The following is a 21,490-nucleotide window of genomic DNA, read 5'->3' as shown; positions in this document are numbered from 1 at the left end:
CTACGGGCGCGGCGGCACCAAAACATCGTAACGAACGGCCTTGCCCGTAAGCTGATAGCTCGGCTTAACGCCGGCAAGCAGCGGCCCCTTCACCGGTCGCTTGATAACGACCTTGCGCGGGTGCACCGCAAGCGCAGCTTCGACCAGCGTCTCCTCGTCGGCGCACGGCTGCTCCAGATGGTGCAAGAGCTGAAACTTCTTTTTCACCGCCGCGCTCTTGGTGCGCTCGGGAAACATGGGGTCCAGATACACCACGTCGGGGGCCGCGAGCTCGCCTTGCTTGATCAGCTCGGCCGTATGGCGAAGGCCGGCAATGCTGTCCTCGCCCGCATGTAAGCGCATGCGCGCCACAGCAGCCGCAAGCGCCGGATCATCTGCCGCGCGATCCAAGGCGTCCTTGAGGAGTGCCGCGATTACGCAATCCTGTTCATACAGATCGACGGTAAAGCCCGCGGCCGCCAGCAGCAGCGAATCCTCACCAAAGCCCGCCGTGGCATCAATCGCCCATGGGCGCTCGATGCCTTTTGTGCGCGCAACCTTTACCAGCAGCTCTTGCTGCAGGCGGCCCTGCTTGAGTCGTGGCAGCATGCGGCCAAAATCGGCGCGCAGTTCCATCGTGCCGTCGGTGAGCGTGAGTCCCTCGGACTTCCCGGTCAGCTCAAGCCCCGCGGCCCGAGCAACAGAAAAGGGATCGACGACGCCCATGGACACTCCTTAGCAAACAAAACGAATACGTGAGCGCCACCTCAGTTGGCGCCCAACCGTCCGTTATTGTCCCACATGCGACATGGTCCACAGCATCCCAATGCAAAGCACCGCCATCAATCCCGTGCACACGGCAGCGATCACAGAATCACCCATGCGCCTTCCCAACGACCGCGGTTCACGCACTTGCTCTGGTCCGTACATCATGGCTCCTCCTTAGACTCACTTCTTATCACGGCCTCATCATCGCAGCGCCGCACATGAGCTGCCATCGATTTGACTTACAGCTGGCTTTCCTTTTTGAAAGATTGCCCTGCACAGGCGAGAAGCGCTTTCTAACACACACGCCGTCACGTTGAACTACAATGTGCTTCACGATATGTGCAGCATATGGGACGCGCCAGACTGGCAGCGCCCGAATCGAAAGGACTACCTATGAGCGCCGCGCGCAAGACACTCAAAATCCTTGCCCTCATCTATTTTGTTTTGGGCATCGCCAGCCTCGTCATCGGTATCACCGGCATCGCAACCGGCAAATTTGAATCCGTCTACGGATCGAACGCCATGCTCGCCGCGGTCGTGCTTGTCGCCAAGGGCGTTATCGACCTTGCCGCAGGTGTTGCGGGCATCAAGGGCGCCAACAAGCCTTCGCAGGTGGATGGCGCGTTTAAGCTCGGCATCGTTGCCGCAATCGCCACGATTGCGCAGGCTGTGCTCACCCTTCCCGCGCTCGGCGGCAGCGCCGTCAATATTGGAGCCTTTGTCATCGTGGTGTACGACCTGTTCTTTGTTCAGCAGGCACACGCCGTTAAGGCCGAGAACAAGGACCGCCTATAAGCGCTCGCTTCTCATAACCTCTGCAGCCAAGCAACTAAAAAGGGCCGATCGCGCATCTCCGCGGTCGGCCCTTTACGTTTGCCTAGATAAAACCCACCAAAATAAACCTGTCCCTTTTTTGGCTGGTTGTTAGCTGTGGCGGTACTCGGCGATGATGAAGTCGATATCGGTTTGGAGCGTGTCCAGGTTTGCCAGGCGCTCTTTGTCGGCAGGGCGCGTGCGATAGTAGTACGGCGTCATCTGGAACACCGCCTCGATGTCCGCCTGGGTCTGAAGCGTAATATTCGCGGACACCCGCTGCGTTCCAACCAGCTTGAGCTCCGTTGTTTGTGGCAGCTTCTCATCGTTAAGGTACGGCGTGTCGTAGAGTACCTCCTTGAGCCCAAAGAGGTGACGAGCACCCGGCACCACGGTGTAGAGCGAACCCTCCGGCGCCAGCACGCGGGCAAACTCGCGCTCGTTAAAGGGGGCAAAGAGCTCGGTCACCATATCGAAGGCGCCATCGGCCACGGGGATGTCCTTCATGTTGGCCACGAAGTAGGTCGCATCGCCGCGCTTGGCGGCCAGGCGCACCATCTCCTTGCCCAGGTCAAAACCGTAAGCATCCACGCCCGGCACCGCGCCCATGGCACTGGTGTAATAGCCCTCGCCACAGCAAATGTCGAGCAAGGGCAGCGGCTTGTCCGACGTAGCCGCGCACCGCTGAGCTCGTTCGCGCACGAGCTCGACCATCGTATCGCGCAACGGCGCATAGTAACCGCGGTTCAGAAAGTCGCGACGGCTGCGCGCCTGTGACTTGGGATCGCCCATGGAGTCGCCGCTCTTGGACGAGCGCAGTAGATATAGATAGCCCTCGCGCGCACGGTCAAACCGGTGTCCGCCCGCACATGCAGCACCGCGCTCATTGTCCACCAACGGCTCATGGCAAACGGGACACAACAACATGGCAACTCCTTAGCGCGAACAACACAACGCCCACCATTGTCGCACGCCTTTCCCACCTAGTCATTGGGGACGTTCTTGAATGACTAGCCGTTTAAGGACGTCCCCAATGACTACAAGGAGTGTCCCCAGCTGCCGGCAGAAAAGGAACGTCCCTAAGTGCCGACTGGTTGCATTAGGAGTATCATCGTCTGCGCAAATAAGCACGAAAGAGCATGTTAGAGATTGAGAGCGTATGGCTGATACCGCATCTAAGCACATTGACATGACAACCGGCTCGCTGTGGCGCAATATTCCCCTGTTCGCCTTCCCCGTGGCCGCCACGAGCATCTTGGAGCAGCTGTCGAACCTCATCGCCACGGTCATCATCGGTAACTTCTCGGGCGACCAGGGAACCCTCGCCATGGCGGCGGTCGGCTCCAATGTTCCGCTTACCAGCCTTATGCTCAACCTGTTTATTGGCATGTCGCTTGGCTCCAACGTGGTCATCGCCAACGCTATCGGCCGCAACGATCAGAACATGGTCAAGCGCGCCGTCCATACCTCGATTTTAATGGCGCTCGTGGGCTTTGTCGTCATCGCGCTGGGCGAGATCTTTGCCGAGCCCATGCTCGCCGCGCTCAACGTTCCCGCCGAGACCATGCCGCTCGCCTCACTCTACCTACGCGTCTTTTTGCTCAGCATGCCCTCGATTTTGCTCTACAACTTTGAGGCCGCGATCTTCCGCTCCGTCGGCATCACCCGCATGCCGCTGCAGGCGCTTGCCGTGTCCACCGTCCTCAACATTGGCCTGGACCTCATCTTTGTCCCCGTACTCCACTGGGGCGTCGCGGGTGTCGCCATCGCCACCGCCATCGCCTACACCGTCAGCGCCGCCACACTCTTTATCCGCCTGCTCAAGACTGATTCCGTCGTCCGCGTCACCCCGCGCGACCTGGCTATCGACCCCGTCGCCCTCAAGCGCATCGTTAAGATCGGCCTGCCCGCCGGCATCCAAAGCGCTGTCTTTGCCGTCGCCAACATCATCATCCAGTCCGCCATCAACAGCCTGGGCACCGAGGTCATGGCGGCATCGAGCGCCGCCATGAGCCTGGAGTACGTGTGCTACAACCTGCTCAACAGCTTTAGTCAGGCTTGCACCACCTTTGTGGGACAAAACCACGGTGCCCGCCAGATCGACCGTTGCACCAAGACGCTCAAGGTCTGCCTAGTCGAAGGCGGTATCGTCGCGCTCACCACGATTATCGTTATTGTTGGCCTGGGGCGCGAGATCTTGTCGCTGTTCAACAGCGATCCCAACATCGTCTCGATCGGCTATATCCGCGTATGTTCGATCTTCCCGGCGTACGCCTTTAGCATGTTCTACGAAAACATGTCGGGCTACCTGCGCGGCTTTGGTATCTCGCTCACGCCCGCCCTCATCACCATGATCTGCGTCTGCGGCATCCGCTTCTACTGGGTGTTCTGCGTGTTCCCGCACTTCCGCACCTTTGCGAACATCATGATGGTCTACCCCATCAGCCTGGGCACCACGGCGTTCTTTATGGTCGTGGCGGTATTGCTCTGCCACCCCGCACGCACCTATCGTGCCACCCAAGCCAAAGCGACAGCCCGCTAAACACCGCACTCAACGCCACGCCAGTCATTAATTGACAATATGTGAGCTCATATAGTCGATAAAGCGCCTCGTGGCGATGGGCATGGTATCCCAGCTGCGCCAGGCGGCCACCACGTCGCGCGAGGGGGCATGCACGATGGGCCGCACACAAATATCGGCTCGCATGCCCTCCACAGTACGACGGTAGAGCATGCTCACGCCTAGGCCTTCCTCCACCATCGCCATGATGGTGTAGTCGTCGGTCACCTCACTCGTCACGTGCGGTGACAGGCCATGCATTGCGAATGCATCGAGCACCAGACTCTGTTCGCCCTCATCCAGCAGCACAAACGGCTCGGACGCCAGGTCGGCGAGTGTCACCTTTTCCTTTGCTGTCAGCGGATGCGCAGCCGGCAACAGTGCCACCAACTCGTCGTGATAGACGACGCGCTTCTCGAGCCCAGCGGTAAATCCGCGGGCCGTAAAACAAAAATCAACCACGCCGTCGTGCACCCACTGGGCGTTGCGCGTGTAATCGCCCTGCTTGAGGGTAAAGCGTACGCCCGGGTGCAGCGTGCCAAAGTCGCGGATCACACGCGGCAGCACGGTACGGCTCACGTTGGTAAACGTCGCGATACGAATATCGGTCGACGAAAGGCCCAGCAGCTCCTGGCGCTTGCCCTCGAGCTCGGCCTCGGCAGTCACGATCTGGCGCAGGTACGGCAGATATTGTTTACCGTCGCGCGTAAGCGAAACGCCCTGCTTTCCGCGCTCGATAAGTGTGGTGCCCAGCTCGCGCTCGAGCGCCTTGACGGCCTGGCTCACCGCACTTTGCGTATAGCCCAACTCGTCCGCCGCGGCCTTAAGACTGCCGCGATCGACCACCATACAAACAATCTGATACCGCGATGCCATCGTGCCTCCACATCAATGCAGCCGTAAAACGTTTTGCCAGCGCTTTTCGCACCAACTTTAGCGTTTCTTAATCATACTGAAGATACATTCGCTTTACTACATCTAAATCTGGGAGCAGAATCCTTTGTGCGAAACCGTTCTGCAACAAAAGGAGTCCCATGGATCGCAAAAAAGCAATCGCGCTCTCATTTTCCGTTCCCGTCGCATGGGGCTTTTCGTATCCCCTCATGAAGATCGGTATGGACAGCATGAACGCCACGAGCATCGTCGCGCTACGCTGCATCATCGCCTTTGTGGTCTGCCTGCTGCTCTTCCACAAGCACGCGTTGCGCATCAACCGCGACCTTATGGTCCGTGCCGCCATCATCGGCGCCATTATGGCAACCGAGCTCACCTGCATGTGCCTGGGCTCCAGCCTCACCTCCGCCTCCACTGCCGGCTTTTTGCAGAGCCTGACGGTCGTGATCGTGCCGTTTGCCAACGCAGCCCTGCTGCGTCGCGCCCCCGAGCGCAAGGTGCTCATCGGCACGGCCATCGTCACCTGCGGTATGTTGCTGCTCTCGGGTGCCGACTTCACCAGCCTGAACCCGGGCGCGCTCATCATGCTGCTCTCCGCCTTTATCTACGCCGGACACATCATTGTCGCCAAGCGCTTTGTCGAAGAAGTCGATCCGCTTGCTCTGGGCGTTTGGCAGCTGGGCTTCGGCGGCCTGTTCTCGGGCATTGCCGCATGCGTCTTTGGCGGTTTCACACTTCCCAGTACGCCCAGCGAGATCGTGGTCGTCGTTGCCCTCGCGCTCATCTGCTCTGCCTACGGTTTTATCACCCAGACGCTCGTGCAGCCCCACGTGCCCGCCGAGACCACCGGCTTCGCCTTCTCGCTCGAGCCAGTCTGCTCCGCTGTCTTTTCGTTCTTCTTGGTTGGCGAGGTCCTGAGCCCCATCGCCTTCTTTGGCGCCGCCCTCATCCTAACCGGCGTCATGGTGGCAACCGTCGAGCTTCCGCGCCTCCGCGCACATGGACAAGCTCGCATGGCAGGAGCGCCCGAGCACGTCTCGTAGACCCCACTCTTCATACAGCCGTGGCGTAAAGGCAACCGGTGCGCCTTTACAATAGATACCGACAGAGCATCTGACGTAAAGGAGCCCCATGGACGCCGCGACCCGCGACCGCAACATAGCAACTTGGTTGGGCGATGCGCCACAGCCGGTACGTGACACTACGAACCAGCTGCTCGAGCGCATCGCCCTTTTGCGTGCCGAACAGACCATCTACCCTGCACAAGACGACATCCTCAATGCCCTCGCCTACACGCCGGCCGACCAGGTCAAGGTTGTCATCTTGGGTCAAGACCCCTATCACGGACCCAACCAGGCCATGGGGCTGTCGTTCTCGGTCCCCGCGACGCAAACCAAGTTGCCACCGAGCCTGCGCAACATTTACAAGGAACTCAATGCCGATCTGGGTTGCCCCATTCCCGCCACGGGAGACCTAACGCCATGGGCACAACAGGGCGTCCTGCTCCTCAACACCACGCTCACCGTGCGCGAGCATGCCGCGAACTCGCACGCCAAGCTGGGCTGGAGCACACTCACCGACTACATCATCGAGCGCTGCTGTAGGCTGCCCCAGTCGGTTGTCTTTTTGGCATGGGGCCGCTTTGCCCAGCAGATGGTCGAAGGCAAGCTCGCCGCGATCGGTGCGGGCAAGGCAACCGGCAAGTTCTGCCTGGCATCCACGCACCCCTCGCCGCTTTCGGCCAACCGTGCCACGGCAGTACTCCCCGCCTTTATGGGATCACGCCCCTTCTCGGCAGCCAATCGGCTACTCGAACAGCACGGCTCGACCCCCGTTAACTGGACTTGCCTCGGCTAAAAATCGATATATCAAAAACGCGCTCGACGGCTTCCATCGGGCGCGTTTTGCTACTCGGGCCAAATAAATTGTGTGCGGCCGGCCTCGCCGCCATCGATTAGCAGACTCTGCCCGGTCATAAACCGGTTGGTCACGCCCACAAAGTAGATCCACTCGGCAATCTCTTGGGCGGTGGCCCAGCGCTTAAGCGGCGTGAGCTCCATAATCTGGTTCCACAGGTGTTCGTCTTCCATCACGCAACGGTTGAGCGGCGTGATAACGCCACCCGGGTCCACACTGTTGGCGATAGCCTGCGGCGCCAGACGGTTTGCAAGGTTCTTGGTGTAGGCGATAACGCCGCCCTTGCTGGCGGCATAGTCGGGAAACTCCGATCCCGTATGCCCGCTCGCCGACCCCACATTGACCACGGATTTGATAGCCGGCTCCGGCTTGGCGGCAAGCCCCTCCCCCGCAAAGGCGTAGCGCTCGGTCACGTTGATGGTGCCATACAGGTTGGCGGCGATGTCGTCAGCCGAATCCTGCGTACCGGCAACATTCACGATTACCTGGGGTTCAAGGTCGCCTGGAAACGAGTCCGGCTCGCGAACATCTACGATCAGATGGCGGTAGCGCTCGTGTTCGACCGTCGCCGGCAGCAGATCGAAGCCCACGACCTCGTGGCCCTCGTCCAAAAAGCGCTGCACGCATGCGGTTCCGATACCGCCCGAAGCGCCCGTGATCAAAACCCGCATACTTGCTCCTTAGGCGGTTGCGTGGCGCTCGAGGTACTCGGAGCCCACATTCTCGCGCTCCCAGCCGCGCACGACCTTGTAGCCCACGGGGCTCAGGAAAACCTCGCACAGCAGCTCGGCAACAGCGCCGGTCAGCGAGCACATAAGGACCTGCACCCAGGTCCAACCAAAGAACGTGTGGCTCACCACAATGGCAAAGACCAGGTTGTCGATAAACTGGCCAACACCCGTGGACACATAGGAGCGGAAGGCGAAGCTCGCAAAGTTATTCTTTTTGAGCATGCGGCCGAGCGACTGGTTGAGCGTGGAGTTAACCACGGCAGAAACGAGCATTGCCAGCGAAGAGCCCAGCACCACGTACCAGGTGCCGCCGATGGTGGCGTTAAGGGCGGTGTTGACCTCGATCATGCCCGTGTCGTAGTAGGCGCCCCACATGCCGGGCGTGAGCGAACATGCCCAAAAGCACAGGCTCACGGCGAGGTTAACCAGCAGCGCGAGGATAGAGATTTTGATGGATGCCTTGGCGCCAAAGCGCTTGCAAATCATGTCCTGGCACAAAAACGAAACCCAGCTCACCACAAAGCCGCAATCGAGTGCCAGATACGGCAGGCTGATGAGCTCCTTGTTGGCCAGCAGGTTCATCATGATGACACTCACGAAAAACAGCGAAACCGTTGCCGCGGGAATGCTCCGCAACAGGACCTTGTAGTCCTCCATGACCTTCTTGATCATTATGTACTCCTTTGGTTTTAGGTTTAACGAGCAGGATATCGGACCCGAACTGCTCGGACGCCCCGGTCTTGAGACGACGGTGGGTATGATAGCCGCTCGCGCGGCATAAGGCAAACAAACGGCGCGGCAGCCCCACAGGACCACCGCGCCAATGCGTTAAAAGGCTACGTTGCCAAACTCCGACAGGATAAGGTCGGGGTTGTGGTCGGTTGCCCAATCCACGTTCCACGGGCTCGTGAACAGCAGCAGCTTACCGCCGCGCATGTCCTCGACACGCAGCGTGTCGCGCGTGAGCGAAAGGCCCGGGATATCGATAGTGTCGGGGTCGTTCTGGATCCAGCGGATGTCCGTATAGGGCAGCGGCTGGCGACGAACCTCAACACGGTACTCAGCCTTGAGGCGGCGCTCGAGCACCTCAAACTGCAGCACGCCGACCACGCCCACGATGACGCTCTCCATGCCGGCACCCAGTTCGCGGAAAATCTGGATGGCGCCCTCCTGGGCAAGCTCCTCCATACCCTTGACGAACTGCTTGCGCTTGAGCGTGTCGACCTGCGTAATGCGAGCGAACATCTCGGGGGCAAACGTCGGGATCTGCGGATACTGCACGTGGCGCTTGCCGGAGCACACGGTGTCGCCGATGCTAAAGATACCCGGGTCGAAGAGGCCCACGATATCGCCCGCGTACGCCTCGTCCACGATGGCGCGATCGTCGGCCATCATCGACGTGCCCGTGGCGAGCTTAAGCTTGCGGTTGCCCTGCACGTGAAAGGCATCCATGCCGCGCTCGAACTTACCCGAGCAAATGCGCACAAAGGCGATGCGGTCACGGTGGTTCTTGTCCATGTTGGCCTGAATCTTAAACACAAAGCCGCTAAAGTCGTCGCGGCAAGGATCGACCGGCTCACTGGTGAGCGTATCGGTATAGGCGCGCGGCGTCGGGGCCAGACGCAGGAACTCCTTGAGGAAGGGCTCCACACCAAAGTTGGTGAGCGCCGAGCCAAAGAACGCCGGGCTCAGCTTGCCGCAGGCCACGGCATCCAAGTCGAGCTCGTCGCCGGCGCCATCGAGCAGCTCGATATCGTCCATTAGGTTCTTATGGTTCTCCTCGCCAATGAGCTCATCCATGGCGGGGTCGCCCAGCTCGGCCTCGACCTCGGCGACCTTCTTGGTGGCGTTGGCGTGACCATCGCCCTCAAAGGCGATAACGCGACGGGTCTGACGATCGAACACGCCGCGGAAGTTACGACCGCTGCCGATCGGCCAGTTCATGGGATACGTATTGATACCCAGGACATTCTCGATCTCTTCCATGAGCTCAAACGGGTCGCGAGCCTCGTGGTCGAGCTTGTTCACAAAGGTGAAGATGGGAATATGACGCAGCGTGCAGACCTTAAAGAGCTTTTTGGTCTGGGCCTCGACGCCCTTGGCGCCGTCGATGACCATGACCGCGGCGTCGGCGGCCATAAGGGTACGGTAGGTATCCTCCGAGAAGTCCTGGTGGCCGGGGGTATCGAGGATGTTGACGCAGGCGCCGTTGTAGGTGAACTGCAGCACCGAGGAGGTAACGGAAATACCGCGCTCCTTCTCGATGTCCATCCAGTCCGAGACGGCATGCTTGGCCGAGCTCTTGCCCTTGACCGAGCCGGCAGTCTGGATGCTGCCGGTATAGAGCAGCAGCTTCTCGGTAAGTGTGGTCTTACCGGCGTCCGGGTGGCTGATGATCGCGAATGTGCGGCGCGACGAGATTTCATCCGACAGGCTTGCCATGCGGATCCTTTCTTGCATTGAGTGCATTACGTCGTTGTAACCGCACTATTGTAGCCGCGAAATCCCGCTCTAGGGCGCCTATCAGGACAAATTCATCAGTTGGGGCCTAGACAGCCGGCCCAATCCGTATTTGCCTCTTGCATAACTGTGCATAGTGTATATATACTGTGCTTACCGGTTATATACACGTGTAGCCAACAGCTAAGGAGCCGCTGTGGACATCATCCTATCCAACTCGAGCGATAAGCCCATATACGAACAGATATCCTCGCAGGTCAAAGCTCAAATCCTTTCGGGCACGCTCACTGCGGGAGCCAAACTCCCCAGCATCCGTGCACTCGCGAGCGACCTGGGTGTGAGCGTCATCACCACCAAGCGCGCCTACGCCGACCTAGAGCAACTCGGGTTTATCTGCACCGTGCAGGGCAAGGGCTGCTTTGTCGCCGAGGGCAACCAGGAACTCTTGCGCGAAAACCAGCTCTGCCATATCGAAGAGCTACTTGCGAAAGCGGCGAGCCAAGCCGAAACCCTGGGCGTCACGCGCGACAAACTGCACGAGATGCTCGACCTGGTAGCCCCCGAAACCATGCAGTAGCCATCTGCAAGAAAGGCTATACCATGCAAAACCTTTTAGAACTCAAAGGCATCTCACGCCGTGTGAGCGACCGCCTTTCACTACGCGACGTCACGCTCGCTGTGGAGCCCGGCCAGATCGTTGGCTTTGTAGGCGCAAACGGCGCCGGCAAGACAACGACCATTCGCGCCGCGCTCGGGCTTATAAAGCTCGATGCCGGCGAGGTGCACCTGTTTGGGCAGCGCTGTGGCGCCGACGCGCCCGATGAATCGCAACGCCATCTACGCTCCCGCGTCGGTCTTGTCCTGGACACGTGCCCCTTCCCCTCCACGCTCAGGGTGGGCCAGATCGAGTCGCTCGTAGGCCCGGCGTACCCCACATGGGACCGCGAAACGTTCGCCGGATTCATCAACCGATTTGGCCTCGATCCCAAGACAAAGGTCAAGGACCTCTCCCGCGGCATGGGCATGAAACTGCAGCTTGCCTGTGCACTCAGCCACAATGCCAAGCTGCTCGTTTTGGACGAAGCCACCGCAGGCCTTGATCCCATGGCACGCGAGGAACTGCTTGATGAGCTGCTTGCCTTTGTCGCCGACGGCCAGCACAGCGTGTTACTCTCGAGCCACATTACGTCCGACCTCGATCGCACCGCTGATCGCGTCATCTGCATCGAAAATGGCTCGATTATTTTTGACCTGCCGCGCGAGGACATTACCGACCGCGCCGGCATCGCCCACTGCACCCAAGCACAGGCCGCCGAGCTTATGGCTTGCGTCGAAGGCGCCCGTGCCGCCCACCACGCCTATAGCGTGGACGTGCTCGTGCCCAACCGTCACGAAGCGCTCGAGGCCTTTCCCGAGATTCCCTGCGATCGGGCAACCATTGATGACTATCTTCGCCTCACGCTGAAAGGGGCTTCGAAATGAAACGCGCCCTTATGTCCGAGCTCGCCATCGTTCGCTCGCTTGCCCCAAGCATTGCGGGTGTCGGCTTGTTCATATTCGTCGTGCTGACCCTTGCCAACGCATCGGACGGCGATTCCGGCATGAGCGCTGGCGCCTGCGCGGTCAGTGCCATGTCACCCATCATGGTCATGAGCTCGCTGGCCGGCTTCGACAATCAAAACGGTTGGGAGCGCTACCGGGCAACGCTGCCCTTCTCGCGCAAAGACATCATCCGCGCACGCTACCTGAGCGTTATTGTCTTCTCCGCCGTCATGGCGTGCGCCGCCGCGCTTCTGAGCATCGTCTCCTTCCCGCTCTTCAACAGCGCGGGTATCCCGTTGACGGGACAGATCGTCTTTGAGATTGCAATAGCCTCAGCAGCATCAATGCTCATCTCCCTCATGATGGTGTTTTTGGCGCAGCCGCTGTTCTTTCGATTTGGTCACATGGAGGCGCTGCGCCTATCCGTTGGCCTGTTTGCCCTGCTTGGTTGCGGCACCATGGCCACGCTGAGCTCCTCCAACCCCATCAGCAACTGGCTCATGTCGATTGCCGGAGCGAATCCCGATCCTGCCGTTCTTGGCTGCCTGTGCGCAGGAATTGCCGTACTGGCCCTCGCGCTATGTGCAGTCAGCTGTACCGTCAGCACCAAGGTTTATCAAGTACGCGATCTGTAGGCACGCGAAACTCGACCTATGCAGGCCACTATCGGTCGCAATCGCCCATCCGCAAATCCGTGACAAACGGCATGTCCCCGGCGTGCGTCACCGTGCTACTTGCGCAGCGGCTTGGGCAGTGGAATGCCAGCGGCAATGGCTGCGGCGATGATCATGCAGACGATACCCTTGAGTGGGAAACACATAAGCAGCAGGCCCACAACCATGACAGGCTGGCGCATGACGGCGCCCATCGTCGATGCCGTGCAGACGGCGACGCAAAAGACCGGATCTGCGCCGGTGAGGATGGCAAGGCCATAGCCCAGGCTTACGCCCGAGAAGATAACGGGGAAGAAGTGGCCGCCGCGCCAACCAAGGTTGATGAGGGCGGGCGTCAGCATGGCCTTAACAAGACCGGTCGCGATAAGCACGCCGGCGGGAATGGTGAGGTAGGTCTCCATAAGTACATCGGCCTGGGTCTCGCCGGCAAACATGGTGTAGGGCAAGACCGTGCCGCAGATGGCGAGCGCCAGACCGGCCAGCATGGCCTTGACGACAGGACGCTCCCCTATTGCATGGGACAGCGCCTCGCTCGCGTGCTCCGAGACAAAGTACAGCCAGCCGCAAACGGTGCCAACCAACGCCAGCGGGATGAGCCAGGCAAGCTCCAGGTTGCCCACCTCGGCGGCCTCGAACCTGGGCATGCCCATGCCGCCGCCCATAACCTGGCCGAGCAGCAGATAGGTGCCCAGGCCGCCGGCAATCGCAATACCGTAGACCACAGTCTTCTGTGCCTTGGGCAGTTTGATGGTGATCTCGCCGGACGCGGACCCATCGCCGGCGTCTTCGCCCTGGCCGTCGGCGCTACCGGCGAGCGGCGCCACAAAGCCAAAGACGGGCGCGGTAAAGAGCGCCGTCAGCGCGGCCTGGGTGCCCAACAGCGTGAGCTCCCTGAACTCGGCGCCAAAGCGGCGCATGCGGTCGCCGACCCAGCTGCACAGACCCGCGATAACGCCGGTCAGGCCGGCCTCCGGTCCAATACTTCCGCCAAACAGCAGCGGCAGCAATGCCGCGAGCGAAAGCTTGCCCAGGTTGTCGTACGGGTAGCGCCCGTCTTGCTTAACCTTAGCCATCACCTGGTTGAGGTCGTCGGTCTTGGTGCCCGTAAGCTTTTCGTACAGGCCGATCAGCAGGCCGCCCAGCAGGCAGACGAAAAACGGATACGGCAGAAAACCGAACGGGCCGCTGGCGAGTTCGGGCGACGCCGCGCCCAGCATGTGGGGGATCTCGGTCCACAGATAGTCGATACCGTGCTCCATCGCAAAAAAGAACAGCCAGACCGCGGCACCTGCGAACGCACCGGTCACGGCAACGCTAACTAAAAACAGCACGCGGTTTGTGGGTTTGGCAAGGTTGTCCATCGGGTCCTCCCGCGGTCAAAGTCGACATAGTTATGTTTTATTGTAGAGCGAGCGTTGCCCAGACAAGCCAACCATCTGCGCCACAAACGGCACCATTGGGAGTCATAGTGGGGCAGGCTCAAGACTTATCCGTTGATAATCGAGACAATCTCGCGCAAATCGTCGGCAAAGTAGATGCCTTGCTGGCGCCTCGGGCTCGAAAGCCCCTTATCAATCATGTGCCCGAGCAGCGCCTTGAGGTCGTTGTAGTAACCGTCAAGGTTATACAGGATGCACGGAGCACTCAGGTGCCCCAACGACACCGCGGACATGACCTCGGCAATCTCCTCGAGCGTGCCCGTCCCACCGGGAAAGGCGATGAACGCATCGCCGAGCTCAATCATCTTGGCTTTGCGCTCGGCCATATCGCTCGTCACGATGAGGTCATCGATGCCGTCGTGCTGAAACTCGGCCTCTATAAAAAAGCTCGGCTCAACGCCCGTCACGTGTCCACCTGCCTCGAGTACGCTATCGGCGAGCGCGCCCATCAGGCCCGATTTGGACCCGCCGTATACCAGCGCGTGCCCGTTGGAGCCAATCCAGTTGCCCAGCTCTTGCACCGCAGGCAGAAACGCCGGGTCATTGCCGACGCTGGCGCCCAGGTATACCGTGATATTCATATTCAGTCCCCCTCGTCGTGACGCGCGGCGCCCGTTCTAGCGTTGGCGTCGGCGATATTCGCGCACACGGCGCGACAGGTCGGCGAGCTCGTCACGATCGAGCTCTTCCAAATGCTCCAGATCGTCCATAAAGCGCGCCATGGTGTCCTTTTGGCGCAGCTTGATGAGCATATTGCAGTAGTTCACCGCCACACCCGTGAGCATGGCGATGTAGAAGATGCTGATAACGCTCAGGACGACGGTAATAGCGCGAGCGACCGGCGTTTCGGCCGGGATATCGCCAAAGCCGATGGTCGAGACCGTCTCAAAGCTAAACCAGAGACCATCGCCAAACGTGAGGGTCGTGGGCTCGGACAGCCAGACAGCCGTCGAGCACAGCAGATAGAAGATAAGAAACAGGCCCGTGATGCGCGCAAAGCCAGCCTGGCGCAACACGTCGGCAAGCGTCCTCAACTTGTTCATCGCGACCCCTTTTCTCAGATGCCCAATCACATTCGCTCGGTATTGTCCCACATCCGGCACTTGAGGACGTTCCTTTTGTGCCGGCAGAAAGGGACTGTCCCCAAGTGCTGGGAGGAACCGTTTAGCGGCGCAACTGCCGGCTAGGCAGGCTGAGCTGGTATCCTTGTGCGGTAACGTCTCGATTCGTTAGGATTGCATGTGAGAGCTTCCGCTGTCCTTCGTTCAGTTATATATCGCACCCTGGCCGTCGCGCTTGCCGCGCTCGCCGTACTGAGCACCATCATGCCCGCCCCCGCCTTTGCCGCCGGCTCCGATCAACAGGTCAAAACGGTCCGCGTTGGTTGGCTCGTCAACAACGAGGGCTTCCAGGACGGCACCCCCGGCGAGCGTCTATCGGGATGGGGTTACGAGTACCTCCAGACCCTGTCGTACTACGCGCCCGGCTGGCGGTACGAATACGTCTCCGGCACCTTCACCGAGCTTATGGACATGCTCGAGGCAGGCGAAATCGACCTCATGCCCAACATCTCCTACTCCGAGGAACGCACCCAAAAGCTGCTCTTTTCCTCGAACCCCGAGGGCACCGAGCGCTACTACATCTACGCCAAGCCCGATCGCGACGACCTGGCCAAGGGTGACCCCCAAGCGCTCCAGGGCCTTACCATCGGTTGCAACTCCGGTGTTATGCAAACCTTCGTTGGCCAGCAGTGGCTCGCCAACGAAGGAATCACCTGCACATACAGGGAGTATGACGGAGGCTCCATGCTCTTTGACGCACTCGCAAACGACGAAGTCGACGCCGTCATCATGAACGACACCATCTCGTCGCCCGATGCGTCGCCCATGTTCTACGTTGGCTCGAGTGACTACTATTTTGCCGTCCCCAAAAGCCGCCCCGACCTGATGAACGATATCAATGCCGCCATGACGGCAATCGCCCGCGTCAACCCACGTTATAACGACGAGGTCAAGGCGAATTACTCGGCCCAAAACAGCGGCTCATCATCGCTCACCGGCCCCGAGCGCTCCTGGCTCAAAGCAAACGACAACACCATCACGATCGGCTATCTTAAAAACAAACTCCCCTACTGCACGCAAAATGACGACGGCGAAATGGAAGGGTCGCTCGCCTCGCTTGCAACGACGTTGCACGACAAGTTTGGCATTACGGTTGCAACAGTAGCGTTCTCGAACAACGAGCAAATGACCAAAGCCCTTTCCACAGGGACCATCGATGTCGCCCTACCGTTGTTTCGCGACTACTGGCTTGCCGAGCAGGCAGGGGTCATCCTGTCAAACCCGATGGGAACGGTTTCCCTAGCCGCCATTCACAGCAGCAGCAACCTGAACAGTGACCTTAAGAACATCGCTTGCACAGCAGACGCGATCGTCAACCGTTTTGAGCTCGAAAACCTATTCCCCGACGCAAAGGTAACCGAGTATCCGAATGACAACGAGGCACGCGAAGCCCTCAATAAGGGGGAGGCAAGTTGCATCATTGTCCCCAGCACGCGCTTGAAAACCATCCGCGACACCTACGATATCGAGGATTTCCAAACACAGGAGCTCACCGACACGGCACAGCTATCGTGTTTGATTTCGCGCGGCAAGCCCGTGCTGTTGGGAATCATTAATAAGGGCATCGTCAATGCTGGCGAATCGCTCTCTGCAAGCAGTTATTCCCCCACATCGTACTCGGCGCAAGAATCGGATGCGTTTCGACTTCTCTACCGCAACCGCATCGTCATTGCGGCAGTCATCATCTGCATTTTGCTCACCGGCATCGTCATCCTTGTCTGGTCGCTTCACCGCGCGCAGAAAGAACAGCAGAAAGCCGATGCCGCCAACGCCGCTAAGACGGCATTCCTCACGCGCATGAGCCACGACATCCGTACGCCACTCAACGGCATCCTGGGTCTTATCGAAATTGAGGAATTGAAAGACGGCGACATGCAGGCCGCCCGCGAAAGCCGCGCCAAGGCGCGTGTTGCCGCCAATCACCTACTCTCGCTGATCAACGACATCCTCGAGATGGGCAAAATCGAAGACCGCAAGCTAACTCTGGAACATGCGCCTTTTAACCTCAAAGAGCTCTGTGACGATACGCTGGTGCTGTGCAAGCTCCGCGCATCCGATAACGGCATCACAATGCAGGACAATAGTCTGCCGTACGCCACGGGGCCATACATGATCGGCAGTCCCACCCATATCCGACAGATCATAATCAACCTGTTAGACAACAGCATTAAGTACAACAAGCACGGCGGCTCCGTCACCTTTAGTTCAAAGACCAAGCCACTCGATGATGGGCGCGCGCTCTTTTGCTTTAGTGTTTCGGATACTGGCATTGGCATGGCTCCCGAGTTTTTAAAGCATATCTATGAACCGTTTGCCCAAGAAGGTGACGATGCGCGCAGCAAGTTCCAAGGAACCGGCATGGGCATGCCAATCGTCAAGTCGCTTATTGAACTGATGGGCGGTACGATTGAGATTTCGAGTGAGGTTGGCGTGGGGAGTACGTTCAACGTCCAGATTCCGCTCGATATCGACAAGAACCCTCAGGCGCGGGCAGATACGGTCGAGGGGGTGCTCGACTGCTCGCTCGCCGACATGAACGTGTTGCTCGCCGAAGACAACGAATTGAATGCCGAGATTGCCCAGACGCTGCTCGAAAGCGAAGGCATTGTCGTAACTCGCGCCGCCGATGGCAACGAAGCGGTCGACCTATACGTTGGCCGTCCCGCCGGCAGCTTCGATGCGATTCTGATGGACATCATGATGCCGGGCATGGACGGCTATGAGGCAACCCGCGCGATTCGTCTGAGCGAGAAGGTCGATGCAGCCGATATCCCCATCATCGCGCTCACCGCCAACGCCTTTGCCGAGGACGCCAAGGCGGCACACGATGCCGGCATGAACGCCCATCTGTCCAAACCGCTCGACTTTAACAAGCTCAAAAACATACTCGCCCGCATCAAGAAAAACGGATCCGTTTCGCTATAGTTTGTGCTCAACCACCACGCACGACCAGAAAGGAAACCAACGATGTTTAGGCCCTTACGTCGAAAGAAACGCGCCATCACTGACGAGGAAGCGCGCGAACTGCTCGCTACCTGCAAGCGCGGCGTCTTTGCCGTCAACGGCGACGATGGCTACCCGTACGCCATTCCCGTCAACTACTTCTTTGACGACGAGCACGACAAGATTTATTTCCATGGCGCCAAGGCTGGCCACAAGGTCGACGCACTCAAGCGCGATGACAAGGTCTGCTTTACCGTTTACGGCAACGAGTGGTACCAGGACGGTGACTGGGCTCCCTACGCTATGAGTACCGTGGTCTTTGGCCGTTGTCGCCTGGCGAATGACACCCCCGCGTTTATCGAGGACAAAGTCCGCCAGCTCGCGCTTAAGTACTACCCTTCTGCCGAGGAAGTCGAAGAGGAAATCGCCAAAGACATCAAGGGCGTCCAGCTCTACGAGATTACGATTGAGCATCTTTGCGGCAAGCAGATTCAAGAAAAGTAAGCCTCTCAGCAGGTCTGCGCCCAATTGCTACAGATGCTTTACCATGTGGGGCCTTCTAGCCAACTTGGCAGAAGGCCCCACATGCAGCGCACGCTTACCGTGCATTAAAAACGTAGCGGTCCAGGCGGTCGCACGCTTCCCTCACGCGCGAAAGCGGCAGCGCCAGATTCACGCGAATGTGGCAGGGCCCGTGGAACGGGCGGCCGTCCTGATACCCCACGCCCACGCGCGCCCCCTCGTCGAGCAACCACTGAATATCGCGGCCATGCTCGCGGCACCACTCGGTGCAGTCCAGAAACACCATGTACGTGCCCTGCGGACGCGAAAACGCGACGCCCTTCCAGTGCTTTTCTGCATACGTGCAGAAGTACTCGATATTGCCGGCAAGCACCTGGTTGAGCTCATCAACCCACTCATAGCCCTGCGGCTGGTAGGCACCGATAAGCGCATGCATGGAGAGGACGTTCATCTCGTTGTAGTGGGTCTTGTTGGACACGGCGCACACGCGGTCGCGCAGCGTCTCGTTGTAGATGATGTGGTAGCTGCCGACCAGGCCCGCCAGGTTGAACGTCTTGCTGGGCGCGTAGAGGGCAACCGTGCGCATGCGAGCATCCTCGCTCACCGACTGCGTCGGGATGTGCTTGTGTCCCGGCAGGATGATATCGGACCAAATCTCGTCCGAGATCACCACGCAATCGTGCTGGCGATAGATGTCCATGGCGCGCTCGATCTCGTCGCGCTCCCATACGCGGCCGCAGGGATTGTGCGGCGAGCAGAACACCGCAGCATGGATGTAGTTTTGGGCGAGCTTGCGCTCCATGTCCTCAAAGTCCATGCGCCACACGCCCTGGTCGTCGAGCTTAAGCGGGCTGTGGACAATACGATAGCCCGCGGCCTCGATGGACTTGGTAAAGCCGATGTAGGTAGGGCTGTGGACTAGCACCGCATCACCTGGCTGGACATACGCGCGTAGCGTCGACACGACACCGCCCAGCACGCCGTTTTCGTAGCCGATATGCTCCGGCGCCAGGCCTTCGACGCCATTACGGCGGCTCTGCCATTCGATGATGCGGTCGAAGTACTCGGGGCGCGGGTTAAAGTAGCCAAACATGGGATGCTGGGCACGCTGAATGATATGTTCCTGGACCGTGGGCACCGTGGCGAAGTTCATGTCCGCCACCCACATGGGAATGCGATCGAAGCACTCGTCGGGTGCGTTTGGAGCCATGTCGGGGATCTCGCCCCAGGAGTCAACGGCGATGGAGTCCATGCCGTGGCGGTCGATAAGCGAGCTAAAGTCGTATTTCATGCTGAGCTCCCGTGCAAAGTTGATTGTTTTGGTAGACGTTATTGTCCACCAGCGTGGGCGGCTTTGGCGCGGGGTTTGGCGCTTAATTTGACGGGCGCGGACGAATGGCTGGTTAGTCTTGCGCGTCGTTGACGGCGACTACGGTTAGCTGGGTTTCGTCGACCGTAAACGATATGTCGAGCCCGGCGAAGGCCAGATGATAGACGCGGTTTGGCTCGTGCTTGCTGCCCGCGCGGCGCGGGTCTTGGCGAAGGACCTCGGCCAAGCCGGGGAGCTTTGCGGGGAGGACCATATCCTGCAGCGTCTGAGGGAACTCGATGTCGAGCTCTTGCCACGGAGCATCCTCGATCCAGCCTCCGGTCGCATCCGGGTGGCAGTCCGCAAACGGAATGTAGGGCTTAATGTCGTAGATGGGCGTACCGTCGCGCAGGTCGGCCCCCAGCACATGGATGATGGGCCCATCGTCGGTGAGCTCGACGCGATCGAGCTTGACGCAGGTGAGCCCGATGGGATTAGGGCGAAACGGGCTGCGTGTGGCAAACACGCCCAAACGCTCGGCTCCACCCAGACGCGGCGGGCGCACGGTTTTCGACCATTTTGCGTTGGTGCCGGACCTGTCCTGCGTTTTGGCATCGGCAGCTATGTCCTTAGCCGTGCCACCGGGCGTTCCGTTTTCGAAGCGCCACAGCAGCCATAGGTGAGAGAAGGAGTCCAGACCCTCAACCGCTGCGTTGGAAGCAAATTCCGGCTCAAAAACGATGCGCCCCTGCAGATGAGGCGCCAAAAAGCTGTTGCGCGGAATGCCGAACTTCTGCGGCAGATCGGTATGTATGTGTGCAATAGGTTCCATGCCGGTCATTGTACGGCATGGAGGCGTGGGGCGTTGCGCGCAATTCTTCGCCGCGGTCCCCCGTCGTGCAACCAACGGTTGCTTGGAAGGGCGCCTGCCGCCGCGTATGCTTAAGCCATCAACCAGCAGAAAGGAGCCGCTATGGCCTTTGCAGAAAAGCTCATTGCTGTCCGTCGCGCCCATCACCTTACCCAAGAGCAGCTTGCCGCTAAGCTCTTCGTCACACGCCAGGCCATCAGCCGGTGGGAGCGCGGCGAGGTCACACCGGGCATCGACATGATGAAGCTCATCGCCGCCGTAACCGGAGAACCGCTGTCCCACCTGCTCGAAATGCCTGAGCACTATTGCCAGAGCTGCGGCATGATACTCACGCCCGACGACTGCGGCACCGATGCCACGGGCACCGCGACCGATCATTACTGCAAGTGGTGCTACGACCACGGCAAGTACACCTACGACACCACCATGGAGGCGATGATCGAGGACTGCGCCCCGCGCCTGGCGCAAAACACCGGTATGTCGCTCGACGATGCCGTCTCGCTCATGGGCGCCGTGTTGCCGCAACTGGAGCGCTGGCGCACCGTGCAGGAAAACGAGGAGCGCTACGGCGCCGAGGCGCGGGCGCGCTATGGCGATGAGGCTATCGATGCAGCAAACGAAACGTTACTGGACATAGATCCTCAGACATGGAACGACATGAAGGAACTTGAACGCGCTATTCTGGGCCAGCTCTCAATTGCCATGGGCATTGGCGACCCAGAGAGCAACGAGGCTCGCAAGCTTGTCGCGATGCATCGTCGCTGGATTGCTCTCAACTGGGGATGCGAGCCCCAGAACGAAGCGTACCTGGGCCTCGCCCACGGTTATCTTGCCGACCAGCGCTTTGTTGGCTACTACGACAAACCCTGCGGCACCGGAGCCACGGCGTTTTTGGTACAGGCCATCGAGTCGTCGCTGGCCCGCGCATAGATTGCGGCGGCTTTGGG

Annotated in this window: 21 protein-coding genes; 10 read left to right on the top strand and 11 right to left on the bottom strand. The window is 59.6% G+C overall.

The genetic code is table 11. The features are described from left to right. Entirely contained in the window at nucleotides 1-705 is a 705-nt protein-coding gene (locus I2H19_RS04230; protein ID WP_195621475.1) for a class I SAM-dependent methyltransferase, read from the bottom strand. 435 nt (nucleotides 706-1,140) lie between these two features. Between I2H19_RS04230 and I2H19_RS04225 the strand changes: the two genes are divergently transcribed. Further along, nucleotides 1,141-1,542 carry a hypothetical protein gene (locus tag I2H19_RS04225; protein WP_117805917.1) on the top strand — a complete coding sequence of 134 codons (402 nt, stop codon included), beginning with the start codon at nucleotides 1,141-1,143 and terminating at the stop codon, nucleotides 1,540-1,542. Nucleotides 1,543-1,671: 129 nt separating this feature from the next. Here the strand turns inward: I2H19_RS04225 and I2H19_RS04220 are convergent, their stop codons facing one another. Beyond that, nucleotides 1,672-2,487, bottom strand: coding sequence for a putative RNA methyltransferase (locus I2H19_RS04220; RefSeq protein WP_195621473.1), 816 nt, complete (start codon nucleotides 2,485-2,487; stop codon nucleotides 1,672-1,674). A 232-nt stretch (nucleotides 2,488-2,719) separates the two neighbouring features. Between I2H19_RS04220 and I2H19_RS04215 the strand changes: the two genes are divergently transcribed. After that, on the top strand, nucleotides 2,720-4,102 hold the full coding sequence (locus tag I2H19_RS04215; protein WP_195621471.1) for an MATE family efflux transporter: 1,383 nt from the start codon (nucleotides 2,720-2,722) through the stop codon (nucleotides 4,100-4,102). A gap of 27 nt (nucleotides 4,103-4,129) precedes the next feature. Here I2H19_RS04215 and I2H19_RS04210 read toward each other — a convergent pair whose 3' ends face one another. Further along, nucleotides 4,130-4,996, bottom strand: a complete 867-nt coding sequence (locus I2H19_RS04210) for a LysR family transcriptional regulator (protein ID WP_195621469.1) — start codon at nucleotides 4,994-4,996, stop codon at nucleotides 4,130-4,132. A gap of 158 nt (nucleotides 4,997-5,154) precedes the next feature. Here I2H19_RS04210 and I2H19_RS04205 point away from each other — a divergent pair, with 158 nt between their 5' ends. Continuing rightward, nucleotides 5,155-6,057 (top strand): DMT family transporter, encoded by a 903-nt coding sequence (locus I2H19_RS04205; protein WP_195621467.1) that lies wholly within the window; start codon nucleotides 5,155-5,157, stop codon nucleotides 6,055-6,057. Between the two features lie 88 nt (nucleotides 6,058-6,145). After that, a complete protein-coding gene (locus I2H19_RS04200; protein ID WP_195621465.1) occupies nucleotides 6,146-6,871 on the top strand; it encodes a uracil-DNA glycosylase in 726 nt (241 codons plus the stop codon). 50 nt (nucleotides 6,872-6,921) lie between these two features. On the opposite strand, the gene I2H19_RS04195 is transcribed toward I2H19_RS04200, so the two are convergent. The 3 genes from I2H19_RS04195 to I2H19_RS04185 form a co-directional block, all read right to left on the bottom strand. After that, nucleotides 6,922-7,602 (bottom strand): SDR family NAD(P)-dependent oxidoreductase, encoded by a 681-nt coding sequence (locus tag I2H19_RS04195; protein WP_195621463.1) that lies wholly within the window; start codon nucleotides 7,600-7,602, stop codon nucleotides 6,922-6,924. 9 nt (nucleotides 7,603-7,611) lie between these two features. Continuing rightward, nucleotides 7,612-8,334 (bottom strand): VUT family protein, encoded by a 723-nt coding sequence (locus I2H19_RS04190; RefSeq protein ID WP_022093974.1) that lies wholly within the window; start codon nucleotides 8,332-8,334, stop codon nucleotides 7,612-7,614. A gap of 156 nt (nucleotides 8,335-8,490) precedes the next feature. Then, on the bottom strand, nucleotides 8,491-10,104 hold the full coding sequence (locus tag I2H19_RS04185) for a peptide chain release factor 3 (RefSeq protein ID WP_055252215.1): 1,614 nt from the start codon (nucleotides 10,102-10,104) through the stop codon (nucleotides 8,491-8,493). Nucleotides 10,105-10,318: 214 nt separating this feature from the next. Here I2H19_RS04185 and I2H19_RS04180 point away from each other — a divergent pair, with 214 nt between their 5' ends. The 3 genes from I2H19_RS04180 to I2H19_RS04170 are packed head-to-tail and all read left to right on the top strand — an operon-like array spanning nucleotide 10,319 to nucleotide 12,299. Continuing rightward, nucleotides 10,319-10,699, top strand: coding sequence for a GntR family transcriptional regulator (locus tag I2H19_RS04180; RefSeq protein WP_055309996.1), 381 nt, complete (start codon nucleotides 10,319-10,321; stop codon nucleotides 10,697-10,699). 23 nt (nucleotides 10,700-10,722) lie between these two features. Continuing rightward, entirely contained in the window at nucleotides 10,723-11,604 is an 882-nt protein-coding gene (locus I2H19_RS04175) for an ABC transporter ATP-binding protein (protein WP_195621460.1), read from the top strand. Further along, on the top strand, nucleotides 11,601-12,299 hold the full coding sequence (locus I2H19_RS04170) for an ABC-2 transporter permease (protein ID WP_195621458.1): 699 nt from the start codon (nucleotides 11,601-11,603) through the stop codon (nucleotides 12,297-12,299). The genes I2H19_RS04175 and I2H19_RS04170 overlap by 4 nt, the downstream gene beginning before the upstream one ends. Before the next feature lie 95 nt (nucleotides 12,300-12,394). On the opposite strand, the gene I2H19_RS04165 is transcribed toward I2H19_RS04170, so the two are convergent. The 3 genes from I2H19_RS04165 to I2H19_RS04155 form a co-directional block, all read right to left on the bottom strand. After that, nucleotides 12,395-13,699: a chloride channel protein gene (locus I2H19_RS04165; protein WP_117769864.1), complete on the bottom strand. Its 1,305-nt coding sequence runs from the start codon at nucleotides 13,697-13,699 to the stop codon at nucleotides 12,395-12,397. A 125-nt stretch (nucleotides 13,700-13,824) separates the two neighbouring features. Then, entirely contained in the window at nucleotides 13,825-14,358 is a 534-nt protein-coding gene (locus I2H19_RS04160; protein WP_195621456.1) for an LOG family protein, read from the bottom strand. 36 nt (nucleotides 14,359-14,394) lie between these two features. Continuing rightward, entirely contained in the window at nucleotides 14,395-14,820 is a 426-nt protein-coding gene (locus I2H19_RS04155) for a potassium channel family protein (protein ID WP_117820851.1), read from the bottom strand. Nucleotides 14,821-15,018: 198 nt separating this feature from the next. Here I2H19_RS04155 and I2H19_RS04150 point away from each other — a divergent pair, with 198 nt between their 5' ends. Next, the gene (locus I2H19_RS04150; protein WP_195621453.1) at nucleotides 15,019-17,823 is read left to right on the top strand and encodes an ATP-binding protein; all 2,805 of its coding nucleotides are present in this window, start codon (nucleotides 15,019-15,021) and stop codon (nucleotides 17,821-17,823) included. Nucleotides 17,824-17,865: 42 nt separating this feature from the next. After that, nucleotides 17,866-18,345 carry a pyridoxamine 5'-phosphate oxidase family protein gene (locus I2H19_RS04145; protein ID WP_195621451.1) on the top strand — a complete coding sequence of 160 codons (480 nt, stop codon included), beginning with the start codon at nucleotides 17,866-17,868 and terminating at the stop codon, nucleotides 18,343-18,345. Nucleotides 18,346-18,439: 94 nt separating this feature from the next. Here I2H19_RS04145 and I2H19_RS04140 read toward each other — a convergent pair whose 3' ends face one another. Further along, nucleotides 18,440-19,654, bottom strand: a complete 1,215-nt coding sequence (locus I2H19_RS04140; protein WP_195621449.1) for a MalY/PatB family protein — start codon at nucleotides 19,652-19,654, stop codon at nucleotides 18,440-18,442. A gap of 112 nt (nucleotides 19,655-19,766) precedes the next feature. Beyond that, nucleotides 19,767-20,504: an SAM-dependent methyltransferase gene (locus I2H19_RS04135; RefSeq protein ID WP_229089774.1), complete on the bottom strand. Its 738-nt coding sequence runs from the start codon at nucleotides 20,502-20,504 to the stop codon at nucleotides 19,767-19,769. 141 nt (nucleotides 20,505-20,645) lie between these two features. On the opposite strand from I2H19_RS04135, the gene I2H19_RS04130 reads away from it, so the two are divergent. Next, nucleotides 20,646-21,473, top strand: coding sequence for a TipAS antibiotic-recognition domain-containing protein (locus tag I2H19_RS04130; protein WP_195621443.1), 828 nt, complete (start codon nucleotides 20,646-20,648; stop codon nucleotides 21,471-21,473). The last annotated feature ends 17 nt before the right edge of the window (nucleotides 21,474-21,490 follow it).

The organism is Collinsella aerofaciens, from assembly GCF_015560135.1.
GTDB lineage: Bacteria > Actinomycetota > Coriobacteriia > Coriobacteriales > Coriobacteriaceae > Collinsella > Collinsella aerofaciens_AN.
This window is presented reverse-complemented; position numbering and strand designations above follow the sequence as displayed.